The organism is Streptomyces sp. NPDC053431 (genome assembly GCF_044544925.1).
Lineage (GTDB): Bacteria > Actinomycetota > Actinomycetes > Streptomycetales > Streptomycetaceae > Streptomyces.
Genome location: NZ_JBITXX010000015.1, coordinates 1 through 11,551 on the forward strand (window position 1 = coordinate 1; position 11,551 = coordinate 11,551).

General features: G+C 72.0%; 9 protein-coding genes. 1 reads left to right on the forward strand and 8 read right to left on the reverse strand.

What is annotated here, in order from left to right:
* Nucleotides 1-447: 447 nt before the first annotated feature.
* Nucleotides 448-1,338 carry a helix-turn-helix transcriptional regulator gene (locus tag ACIGXE_RS28595; RefSeq protein WP_399751765.1) on the reverse strand — a complete coding sequence of 297 codons (891 nt, stop codon included), beginning with the start codon at nt 1,336-1,338 and terminating at the stop codon, nt 448-450.
* A gap of 1 nt (nt 1,339) precedes the next feature.
* Nucleotides 1,340-2,215, reverse strand: coding sequence for a DUF4097 family beta strand repeat-containing protein (locus ACIGXE_RS28600; RefSeq protein WP_399751766.1), 876 nt, complete (start codon nt 2,213-2,215; stop codon nt 1,340-1,342).
* Nucleotides 2,216-2,407: 192 nt separating this feature from the next.
* Between ACIGXE_RS28600 and ACIGXE_RS28605 the strand changes: the two genes are divergently transcribed.
* Entirely contained in the window at nt 2,408-3,226 is an 819-nt protein-coding gene (locus tag ACIGXE_RS28605) for a hypothetical protein (protein WP_399751767.1), read from the forward strand.
* A 122-nt stretch (nt 3,227-3,348) separates the two neighbouring features.
* Here ACIGXE_RS28605 and ACIGXE_RS28610 read toward each other — a convergent pair whose 3' ends face one another.
* From ACIGXE_RS28610 to surE, 6 genes are all read right to left on the reverse strand, one after another.
* Nucleotides 3,349-3,531 carry a DUF6104 family protein gene (locus ACIGXE_RS28610; protein ID WP_003961784.1) on the reverse strand — a complete coding sequence of 61 codons (183 nt, stop codon included), beginning with the start codon at nt 3,529-3,531 and terminating at the stop codon, nt 3,349-3,351.
* Between the two features lie 82 nt (nt 3,532-3,613).
* Entirely contained in the window at nt 3,614-7,423 is a 3,810-nt protein-coding gene (locus tag ACIGXE_RS28615; protein WP_399751768.1) for a multifunctional oxoglutarate decarboxylase/oxoglutarate dehydrogenase thiamine pyrophosphate-binding subunit/dihydrolipoyllysine-residue succinyltransferase subunit, read from the reverse strand.
* A 280-nt stretch (nt 7,424-7,703) separates the two neighbouring features.
* Nucleotides 7,704-8,798: an ATP-binding protein gene (locus ACIGXE_RS28620; protein ID WP_399751769.1), complete on the reverse strand. Its 1,095-nt coding sequence runs from the start codon at nt 8,796-8,798 to the stop codon at nt 7,704-7,706.
* A 44-nt stretch (nt 8,799-8,842) separates the two neighbouring features.
* Nucleotides 8,843-9,577 carry a response regulator transcription factor gene (locus ACIGXE_RS28625; protein ID WP_399751770.1) on the reverse strand — a complete coding sequence of 245 codons (735 nt, stop codon included), beginning with the start codon at nt 9,575-9,577 and terminating at the stop codon, nt 8,843-8,845.
* A 60-nt stretch (nt 9,578-9,637) separates the two neighbouring features.
* Nucleotides 9,638-10,321 (reverse strand): spermidine synthase, encoded by a 684-nt coding sequence (locus ACIGXE_RS28630; RefSeq protein WP_399751771.1) that lies wholly within the window; start codon nt 10,319-10,321, stop codon nt 9,638-9,640.
* A 99-nt stretch (nt 10,322-10,420) separates the two neighbouring features.
* Nucleotides 10,421-11,491 (reverse strand): 5'/3'-nucleotidase SurE, encoded by a 1,071-nt coding sequence (gene surE, locus ACIGXE_RS28635; protein WP_399751772.1) that lies wholly within the window; start codon nt 11,489-11,491, stop codon nt 10,421-10,423.
* Between the last annotated feature and the right edge of the window lie 60 nt (nt 11,492-11,551).

Consider the following 11,551-nt stretch of genomic DNA (forward strand, 5'->3'; position numbering starts at 1 on the left):
CACTTCGCTTCGCTCGTGGAGGACGCCACCACGTCCGGACACCTCCCTCCCCCGCTCCGGCCCCGGACCCCTTCCCGCCGTCGTCGGCCGCCGGGTCGGCCCCCGTCCCCCCTTCCCGCCGTCGCTGGCTGCCGGGTCGGCTCCAGGCCCTTCTTCCCGCCGTTGTCGGCTGCCGGGTCGGCTCCAGGCCCCTCTTCCCGCCGTTGTCGGCGACGGGGCCAGAGCGGGTGGCTCCGGCTGCAGGCGCTTAGCGGGGGTGGGGGCGGCCCTGCTCCTCTTCCCGCCGTTGTGGGCTGCGGGGCGCGGGTGGGGGCGGCCCCGGTCCCCTTTCCGCGTGGTCGGTCGTGGGTTGTGGGTTGGTGGGTGGTTCGGTGCCGGGTTCGTTCCGCCGTTGTCGTTTGTGGGTGGGGGCGGGTGGCACGGGGCCGGGTGGGCTGTCGTTGGTGGTTAGTTGTTGTCTGCTCGGTGGGGGTTCAGGAGGGAGAGGATGCTGTCTGCCGCTGTGCTCAGGTGGCGGCGGGTCTCTGTCAGTTGGGTGCGGGTCACGCCGTGGTCGCGGGCCGCGTCGCGGATGTCGTCGCGGAAGCGGTCGAGGAGGCGGTCGAGTTCGCGGGCCGGGTCGGCCGCGGTGTCGATGTCCTGGGCCCAGTCGGAGACGGCCTGCTCCGGCGTGGCGGGGCGGGTCGAGGGTGAGCCGTGGGCCGAGCCCGTGACCAGGCTGCCCAGCTGGGCTGTGATGTCAGAGATGCCCTCCCAGACGCCCTTGGGCCAGTCGCCCCGGGACATCCGGTCCTGCACCTGCTCCTGGACCTGCTGGGCGATCCGCTGGAACTCCTTCGCCTGGCGCTTGGCCGACTGGGCCTCGGCGCGGGCCTGGCGGGCCTGCTCCTTCCACTCCTGGCGGGCCTTGCGCAGCTCCTCCTTGGGGTCGGGGAAGGCCGAGGACGTGCTGCGGGAGGCGGTCGCCGCCGCGCGCATCTCGCTGCGCAGCTTGCCCGCCGCGCCCCGCACGTCGTCGCGGATCTCGGCGGCCAGCTCGGAGACGGACTCGCGGATCTCCAGCTCCAGGTCGGCCAGCTCGCCGCCGCGCCCGGCCAGCTCGGCCCGGCCGGCGTCGGTGATCGAGTAGACCTTGCGGCCGCCCTCGGTGGCGTGCGTGACCAGGCCCTCCGCCTCCAGCTTGGCGAGCCGCGGGTAGACCGTGCCCGCGGAGGGCGCGTACAGGCCCTGGAAGCGCTCCTCCAGGAGCCGGATCACCTCGTAGCCATGGCGGGGGGCCTCGTCGAGCAGCTTCAGCAGATAGAGGCGGAGACGGCCGTGGGCGAAGACGGGCGGCATGTCAGAGGACCTTTCCGGACGCGGGGGAGGGGGCCGTCCAGCCGTCGCCGTCCGGCTCCGGCTCGGGGCGGCGCAGCAGGGCGATGGAGCCGGAGATCGTGGTCGCCTTCAGGGTGCCCCGTCCGGCGCCGAGGGTGCCGGTGATGGACTTGGCGCCCCACTGTCCGCCGACCCGCAGGTCGTCGAAGGCGTTGGAGACGGAGCCGCTCGTGGTGCTCGCCTCGACCTTGGCGTCCGCCGGGTGCGGCAGTCGGATGGCGACCTCGCCGGAGACGCTGGCGAGCCGGATGTCGGCGGGCGGGCCGTCGAGGTCGGCCGCCGGGTCGAGGTCGATGACCATGTCGCCGCTGACGGTGTCGGCCCGCACGGAGGAGCAGGCGCCGTCGATCACCGTCACGTCGCCGGTCACCGAGTTGACCTGGAGGGCTCCCGTGACGGACTGCGCCTCCAGATTCCCGGAGACGGTCTCGGCGCGGACCGGGCCGGCCAGGCCGACGAGCGTGGTGTCGCCGGTGACGCCCCGCACGGCCGTACGCCCCTTGATGCCGGAGATCACGGTCTCGGCGCCGATGGCCCCGACCTCGACGTCCGCGCCGGCGGGCACGGCGACGGAGACGACGACCTTGCGTCGGTGACCCTTGGGGTCGAGCCACTTGAGGAAGCCCTTCCAGTGCAGGTCCTCGTAGCTCACCGTCAGCGTGGAGCCCTCCTGCGAGACGATCAGCGGCGGGCCCTCGATCGCGGAGATCTCCAGGCGGGCGGAACTCTCGTCGGTCCCCACCACGTTCACCGTTCCGTTGACCACGCGGACCTGGAGCCGGGTCACGGACTCGGTCAGCGGGATCTTGCGGGGCTCGGTGACGGACCACTCTGTCATGGTGCTGCCCTCCCGTGTCATGGCCGGCGCCGCCGCTCGCGGCGGGCGCCGAGTGACGCAACATATCGCGTCTTTCGCTATACACGATATATCGCGGCCGGGCCGAGTCAACCCCGATTCACCCCTGACAGGGTCGGCTCCGGGGACGGACATTCACCGCCGTACCTGGACGAATTGCCCTAGCGTAGGGCCATGAACGCGACATCGGGTCCCCGCTCCGCCGGAGCGCTGCTGCTCTGCCGTGCCGAGCCGCCGGTGGTCCGCCCGCCCTCGCGCCTGCTACGGGAACGGATGCTCCTCGCCCCCGCGGGGCTCGACTGGAGCGTCCTCGTCCCCGAGGGCAAGCCGTGGCTCGACGACGGCGAGCCCGTCGAGCGGGTCGTCACCGGCTGGGCGACCGCCCTCGCCGTCTCCGCCGCCAGCTGGCCGGTGCTCGCGCTCTGGTGGGACGCGGACCGGGCCGGCTTCACCCTCGCCGCCGGCTTCCGCCGCACGGTCGGCTACGTCTGGCTCGCCGACGGCACCCCCGTCGGCGAGGACGAGGCCATGCGCACCTTCGCCGCACGCCTCCACCTCGACCCGGTGCTCGACGTCCAGGCCCTGGAGCCCCTCACCCGGCCCGACCCGGACGCCGACGCCCACAGCAGGCTCGTCGGCCTCACCGCCGTCCTCGCCCGCACCGGGCTCGCCCTGCCCACGGGCCTGGCGCCCGGCGACCACGCCGACCGGCTCCGCTCCGTCGCCCACGCACAGGGCGCCGAACTGCTCGAAGGGGCGGGGTGGCGCGAGGCCGTACGCGCCGAACTCGACGTCGTGGAGGGCGGCCCGCTCGGCCCGTACCTGCGCGGTCCCCGGGCCCGCCTCCTGGGCGCCGCCCAGCTGGCGGCCGGAGTGCCGCTCCTCGCCTGGGGGATCGGCCGCCGCAGCGGCGGCTGGGCCACGGCCGGCGCGCTCCTCGTCGCCCACGGCGTGCTGGGACTCGCGTACGACCGTCTGCGTGAGACCCCTTAGGCCCGGGCCCGCCGTGAGGGCCGGCCTGACGGCCGGGCCGCTCGAAGCTGCCGGCTGGTCGACGGCGGCCCGCCCGCCTGACGGCCCGCCCCGCCTGGCGACGTCCTGCCGCTCGGCCCTGCCTACTCGTCCTCGTCCTCGTCGTCGAGACGCGCCAGCCAGGTCGCGAGGCGCTCGACCGGCACCTCGAAGTCGGGGTTGAGGTCGACGAACGTGCGCAGCTGCTCGGCGAGCCACTCGAAGGTGACCTCCTCCTCGCCGCGCCGCTTCTCCAGTTCCTCGATGCCACGGTCGGTGAAGTACATGCGATCAGAATAGGCCGTGCGACACGCCGGAGGCCCGGCACCCCGAGTGGGGTGCCGGGCCTCCTGACGTGTCCCGGACGCACTACGCGTCGAAGACCTCCGCGACCAGCTGAGCCTGCTCCGCCTGGTGGCGCTTGGCCGAGCCGACCGCCGGGGAGGAGGAGTGCGGGCGGGAGATCCGGCGCAGGCGCTCGCCCGCCGGGATGTCCGCGCCGACCGCCAGGTCCAGGTGGTCGATCAGGTTGAGCGCGATGAACGGCCAGGCACCCTGGTTCGCCGGCTCCTCCTGGGCCCACAGGTACTTCGCCGCGTTCGGGTACTTGGCGATCTCGGCCTGCACCTCGGCACCCGGCAGCGGGTACAGACGCTCCAGACGGATGATCGCGGTCTCCGTGTCGCCGCGCTTCTGACGCTCGGCCTCCAGGTCGTAGTAGACCTTGCCGGCGCAGAAGACGACCTTGCGGACGTCGGCCGGGTTGACCGTCGTGTCGCCGATCACCGGGCGGAAGCCGCCGGTGGTGAACTCCTCCACCTTCGAGGCCGCGGCCTTCAGACGCAGCATCGACTTCGGGGTGAAGACGATGAGCGGCTTGTGGTGCGGGTTGTGGACCTGCCAGCGCAGCAGGTGGAAGTAGTTCGACGGCAGCGTCGGCATGGCGACCGTCATGTTGTCCTGGGCGCACATCTGCAGGAAGCGCTCCGGGCGCGCGGACGAGTGGTCCGGGCCCTGGCCCTCGTAGCCGTGCGGCAGGAGCAGCGTGACGCCGGAGGTCTGGCCCCACTTCTGCTCGGCCGAGGAGATGAACTCGTCGACGACGGTCTGCGCGCCGTTGACGAAGTCACCGAACTGGGCCTCCCAGACGACCAGGGCGTCGGGGCGGGCCAGCGAGTAGCCGTACTCGAAGCCCATCGCCGCGTACTCGCTGAGCAGCGAGTCGTAGACGTTGTAGTGGGCCTGGTCCTCGGCCAGGTAGAGCAGCGGGGTGTAGTCCTCGCCGGTCTCCTGGTCCACCAGGACCGCGTGACGCTGGCCGAAGGTGCCGCGGCGGGAGTCCTGGCCCGACAGGCGGACCGGCGTGCCCTCCATCAGCAGGGAGCCGATGGCGAGGGTCTCGCCGAAGCCCCAGTCGATGGTGCCGTCGTCGATCGAGGCCGCGCGGCGCTGCATCTGCGGCAGCAGACGCGGGTGGACCGTGATCCGCTCCGGGATGTTGACCTGCGACTCGGCGATCCGCTTCACGATCTCCTGGGAGACCGCGGTGGTGACGGCGACCGGGAACTCCGGCTTGGCGTCGGGGACCTGGGTCGGGGCGGGGGCCGAGGTGGCCTCGCGGACCTCCGCGAAGACCTTCTCCAGCTGGCCCTGGAAGTCCTGGAGCGCCTGCTCCGCCTCTTCCAGCGTGATGTCGCCGCGACCGATGAGCGACTCGGTGTACAGCTTGCGCACCGAACGCTTCTTGTCGATCAGGGTGTACATCTGCGGGTTGGTGAACTGCGGGTTGTCGCCCTCGTTGTGACCGCGGCGGCGGTAGCAGATGAGGTCGATCACGACGTCCTTGTTGAACGTCTGGCGGAACTCGAAGGCGAGCCGCGCCACGCGGACGCAGGCCTCCGGGTCGTCGCCGTTCACGTGGAAGATCGGGGCCTCGATCATCCGCGCCACGTCGGTCGCGTACATCGACGAACGCGAGGACTCCGGGGCGGCGGTGAAGCCGACCTGGTTGTTGATGACGATGTGGACCGTGCCGCCGGTGCGGTAGCCGCGCAGCTGGGACATGTTCAGCGTCTCGGCCACGACGCCCTGGCCGGCGAAGGCCGCGTCGCCGTGCAGGGCGACCGGCAGGACGGTGAAGTCCGTGCCGCCCTTGTTGATGACGTCCTGCTTGGCGCGGGACACACCCTCCAGGACCGGGTCGACCGCCTCCAGGTGCGAGGGGTTGGCGACCAGCGAGACCTTGATCTGCTCGCCGTCGAGGCCGGTGAAGGTGCCCTCGGCGCCCAGGTGGTACTTCACGTCGCCGGAGCCGTGCATCGACTTCGGGTCGAGATTGCCCTCGAACTCGCGGAAGATCTGCGCGTACGACTTGCCGACGATGTTCGCGAGGACGTTCAGGCGGCCGCGGTGGGCCATGCCGATGACGACCTCGTCCAGGCGGGACTCCGCCGCGGAGTCGATGACCGCGTCGAGCAGCGGGATGACGGACTCGCCGCCCTCCAGCGAGAAGCGCTTCTGGCCGACGTACTTGGTCTGCAGGAAGGTCTCGAAAGCCTCCGCCGCGTTCAGCCGGCGCAGGATGCGCAGCTGCTCCTCGCGCTCCACGCGCGCGTGGGGACGCTCCACGCGGTCCTGGATCCACTTGCGCTGCTTCGGGTCCTGGATGTGCATGAACTCGATGCCGGTGGTGCGGCAGTACGAGTCGCGGAGCACGCCGAGGATGTCGCGGAGCTTCATCATCGACTTGCCGGCGAAGCCGCCGACCGCGAACTCGCGCTCCAGGTCCCACAGGGTGAGGCCGTGCTCGGTGATGTCCAGGTCGGGGTGCTTGCGCTGCTTGTACTCCAGCGGGTCGGTGTCGGCCATGACGTGGCCGCGGACCCGGTAGGAGTGGATCAGCTCGAAGACGCGCGCGGCCTTGGTGACGTCGTCGTCGTGGGAGGCGTCGATGTCCTTGAGCCAGCGGACCGGCTCGTAGGGGATGCGCAGCGACTTGAAGACGTCGTCGTAGAAGCCGTCCTCGCCGAGGAGGAGGTTGGAGACGATCCGCAGGAACTCGCCGGAGGCCGCGCCCTGGATGACCCGGTGGTCGTAGGTCGAGGTCAGGGTCATGACCTTGGAGATGCCCAGCTTGTTCAGGGTGTCCTGGGAGGTGCCCTGGAACTCGGCCGGGTAGTCCATCGAGCCGACGCCCATGATGACGGACTGACCGGGCATCAGACGCGGCACGGAGTGGACGGTGCCGAGGCCGCCGGGGTTGGTCAGGGAGACCGTGACGCCGGTGAAGTCCTCCATCGTCAGCTTGCCGACGCGGGCGCGCTTGACGATGTCCTCGTAGGCCTGCCAGAACTCGAAGAAGTTCAGCGTCTCGGCCTTCTTGATGCCGGCGACGACGAGCTGGCGGTCGCCGTTGGGCTTCACCAGGTCGATGGCCAGACCGAAGTTCACGTGCTCCGGCTTGACCAGGGTCGGCTTGCCGTCCTTCTCCGCGAAGGACCAGTTCATCGACGGCATGGCCTTGATGGCCTGCACCATCGCGTAGCCGATGAGGTGGGTGAAGGAGATCTTCCCGCCCCGGGCGCGCTTCAGGTGGTTGTTGATGACGATCCGGTTGTCGAAGAGCAGCTTCACCGGGACGGCGCGGACGGACGTGGCCGTCGGCATCTCCAGCGAGGCGTTCATGTTCTTCGCCACCGCAGCGGCCGGGCCGCGCAGGGTGATGAGCTCGGGGCCCGCGGGGGCCTCCGCGGCCGGGGCCGGGGCGGCCGCGGCCGGAGCGGCCTTCACGGGGGCCGGGGCGGCAGCGGCGGGCTTGGCGGCGGGCGCCGGGGCCGTGGGGGCCGCGGCGGCGGGCTTCGCGGGGGCCGGAGCGGCCGGAGCGGGGACGGCAGCCGGAGCGGCAGGCGCGGCCTGTGCGGGGCCCGCCTGCGTCGTGGCGGGGGCGCCCTGGGTGCTCTGTGGGGTGGCGGCCGGGGCGGCGGGGGTCTCCGCGGCTCCGGGCTTGTAGTCGGCGAAGAAGTCCCACCAGGCACGATCGACCGAATTCGGGTCCTGGAGGTACTGCTGGTAGATCTCGTCGACGAGCCACTCATTGGCACCGAAGGCGGTCGCAGGGGACTGACCCTGCCCGTCTTGGTCGGTCTGGGAGCTCGGGGTACTGGGGGACTGAGACGACACGGCGGCAACCGCCCTCTTCCGCTTCACAAGGTGATGGACAGCGGAAATAAAGGCTACGCCTCCCTGGCCGGGAGGTGCAGGCGGGGCACTCCAACGTCGCGCAAGTCACACTTGACGGGGTGTTTCGGTGCCGTGAATGGCGGGAAACAAGCGGGGTTCCGCATCTGTGAGGGTACGGAGAAGCGCGGCTACGGCCGTCTTCGGCCGCACCCCTGACCACGTCCCGCGCGTCTGTCGTACGACTACACGCAGAACGAGAGCTTCCGGTTCGAACCCTACGTCAATCTCGCGAGGTGAAGCTGCCCGGAAGAGTGAGCCTGATGCGGCAGCCGCGTGACGATTCGGCCACTCCGATGCGGCCGCCGTGCAGATCCACCGCCCAGCGGGCGATCGCGAGCCCGAGGCCGGTGCCGCCGTCGCTCCCGGGGCCCTGCTGAGCCGGGACCGTGCCCCGGTTGAAGCGCTCGAAGACCTTGTGCCGCTCCGACTCCGGGATGCCGGGGCCCTCGTCCTCGACCTCCAGCTCCAGCGAGTCCGGGAACGGCCCGCGCCGCGCCCGTACCGTCACGCGGCCGTGCGGCGGGGAGTGCTTCACGGCGTTGTCGATCAGGTTCGCCATGACCTGGTGCAGCCGCTCCGCGTCCGCGTCCGCGGTCAGCTCCGGCGGCGACACGTCCAGGTGCAGATGCACGTCCGTCCGGTTGTGCAGGCCGGAGGTGGACGACAGGCCGCGCTGCGAGGCCGCCAGGTTCGCCTCCCGCAGAATTCCGGAGAGGTAGGGCCACACCTCGAAGCGGCGTCGTCTGAGCGTGACGACACCGTTGTCGAGCCGTGACAGGTCCAGCAGCGTCTCCACCAGCCGGCCGAGCCGCTCGGTCTGCTTCAGGGCCGTGCGCATGGTCTCCGGATCGGCCTCCGAGACGCCGTCCACGACGTTCTCCAGGACCGCCCGCAGGGCCGCGATGGGTGTGCGCAGCTCGTGCGAGACGTTCGCGACCAGCTCCTTGCGGTGCCGGTCCACCGCCTCCAGGTCGTCCGCCATGCGGTTGATCGTCGAGGCCAGGTCGCCGAGCTCGTCGCGGCGGTCCGCGCCGCGCACCCGGCGGCTGAAGTCGCCGCGCGAGATCGAGCCCGCCACCGTGTTCATCTCGTCCAGCGGGGCCGTCAGGGACTGCGCCACGAACTGGGTGATGAGCAGGGTCGCGATCATCGCGAAGATCGTGATGTAGCGGAACTCGGTCGAGGTCCGGATCGCCACCAGGGCGAGGCCCGAGGTCAGCAGGACCGCCCCGACGACGAGGGCGCCCAGCTTCGTCTTGATCGAGATCGCTATGCGGCGCCGCCGCGCCGGGTGCCCGGGGCGTGCGGACCGCACGGGGCGCTCAGGCCGCGCCGGCCGCTCTCCCGACCCTCGCCGGCTCACGGCGCCGGGGTCTCCAGCGCGTATCCGACGCCGTGGACCGTACGGATCCGCTCGGCGCCGATCTTCCGGCGCAGCGCCTTGATGTGGCTGTCCACGGTCCGGGTGCCGGAGGCGTCCGCCCAGTCCCACACCTCGGCGAGCAGCTGCTCGCGGGAGAGGACCGCGCGCGGGGTGTTCGCCAGGCAGACGAGCAGGTCGAACTCGGTCGGCGTCAGGTGTACGTCCTCGGCCTTGACCCGGACCCGGCGCTGCGCGTGGTCGATCTCCAGCTCCCCGAGGCGCAGGATGCCGCTGCGCGGGGTCACCGCCGCGAGCGCGGCCCGCTCCACCCGGCGGAGCAGCACGTGCACCCGGGCGGCCAGCTCGCGCATCGAGAACGGCTTCGTCATGTAGTCGTCGGCGCCGACGCCGAGGCCGACCAGCATGTCGGTCTCGTCGTCACGCGCGGTGAGCATCAGGACCGGGACGGGCCGCTGGGCCTGCACCCGGCGGCACACCTCCAGGCCGTCGAAGCCGGGGAGCATCACGTCGAGGACCATCAGGTCCGGCTGCCACGCCTCGGCGGCGTCCACGGCGGCCGGGCCGTCGGTCGCGGTCTGGACGAGGAAGCCCTCGGCGCGCAGCCGCGCGGAGATGGCGTCCACGATCGTCGCGTCGTCCTCGACGACGAGGACTCTGCGCTGGGCCCCCGGAGTCGCCGCACCCTGGTTCGTGGTGTGTGTCTGCTCCATTGCCCCGCCTCGCGTCGCCGATGTCGGTGCAGCAGCCTAGAGGCAGCGGCGCGGTCAAGGCTACGCAGGCGAGGGGGAGGGCCGGACGGCGAGGTGGACCACGTCGGGGACGCCCCGGGCAACGGGGACCTCTTCGGTCCGTACCCCGTTGAATCCGGCATTCCGCAACGACTCTTCGAAATCGGCGGACGGCTGCGCGGACCACACGGCGAGGATTCCGCCGGGGTTGAGACGGGCCGCGCAGGCCGCCAAACCCTCGGCGGAATAAAGGGATTCGTTGTCCTCGGTGACCGTCCAGTCGGGCCCGTTGTCGATGTCCAGACAGAGTGCGTCGTAGGTGTCCGGGGTGGTGCGGAGGTACCCGACGAGGTCCGTGTGCAGGATCACGGTGCGGGGGTCGGCGAGCGCCTGCCCCGAGATCGCCGCGAGCGGGCCCTGGCGGTGCCAGTCGATGATCGCCTCCTCACGCTCGGCGACGGCGATCCGGCCCCAGCGCGGGTCGGCGGCGGCGTGCGCGAGCGAGAAGCCGACGCCCAGACCGCCGATGAGCACGGAGGGGCGGGACCGGCCGTCCGGCGACAGCGCTTCCAGGGCGGCGTCGATCAGCAGGCGTTCCGAGCGCCCGTCGGACGTGTCCATCAGGAAGGTGCCGTTGGCGATGATCTCGTAGTCCCTGTCCCGCCGCCGCAGGACGACCTCTCCGTACGGGCCTTCGCGGCGGTCGAGGGTGACGGGGCCGGGCATGCTCACACTCCGTGGCTCGGTGCGTACGGGTTGTCCCGGCCATCCTCGCCAAGGGCGGGCGGCCGGGACAAACGCGTTTCGCCTCCGGCGGGGTGCCGGCTACGGGCGCGGGGCCTCGTGCGTCACGTACCGCTCGACGCGGCCGAGTTCACGGCGGGCCTCCACCGGGGTGCCGTAGGTGCGGTCCCAGGTGAGGGGCGCGATCGTGACGTGGCCCTTGGCCAGGAGCCAGGTCGAGTCGGCGTCCTCGCGGCCCTCGGCGCACTCGCCCTCGCCGCTGCCGTCGAACGGGCACAGGCCCAGCGCGATGTCGAAGGAGTCGCTCGTGCCGCGCTGCTCGAAGGCGTGGTAGACGACGGCGCCGTCGCCGACCCGGGTCCACACCGGGGCCTTCGCCCGCTGCCCGGCGCTGACGTCCGGGTAGTCGACCTTGAGCGCGAAGGCGGAGGTCAGCAGGCCGTGCCGGCGCAGACCGGCGACGAAGCGGGCGCCGAACTCGGCGTTCGCGCGGTAGTTCACGCGGGGGAAGGAGGTGTTCGTGGCGTCGCCGGAGGAGGAGAACGCGAGCGCGGGCACGCCCTGGTCGATCGCCGCCACGGCGGCGCCGACGGTTCCGGAGTCGTTGACGCTCGCCGAGACGTTCGGACCCGAGTTGATGCCGGTGAGGACCAGGTCGGGGGCGTCCCGCCAGCCCGCCTTCGCTCTCAGGCCGCCGCGCAGGGCGAGCTTGACCGTGTCGGCGGGGGTCGCGCTCGGGGTGTCCTTGCCGCAGGGGCCCGCCGACAGGCAGACGCCGTAGACCGCGCCCTGGGAGGGGGCGGAGGCGCAGTCGTCCTCGTAGCCGGCGGGCAGCTCGGTACGGCGCTGGGCGGTGACGACGCCGCCGTTGGTGACGGCCGTGCCCTTGCCGGACTGGACCTGCCAGGGGGCCATCACGACCACGTCGGCGCCGGCGGCGCACATCGCGCGGCGCAGCTCGTAGAGGCCGAGGCCGTCGGAGTTGCTCGGCTTGGCGGCCTGCATGGAGTCGTCGTTGGAGATCAGCACCCGCAGACCGGCGAGCGGCCGGGCGGCGGTGTCGGCGGGGGTCGCGGGCGCGGCGGCGTAGGCGGTCGCTGCCGCGCCCACGAGGGCGGCTGCGGCGGTGGACAGGGCGAGGTACTTGCGCATGGCGGTGCGCCCCTTTCATGGGCATGACACGTGCGGGTGTTGCGGGGAGGGGCGATCCGG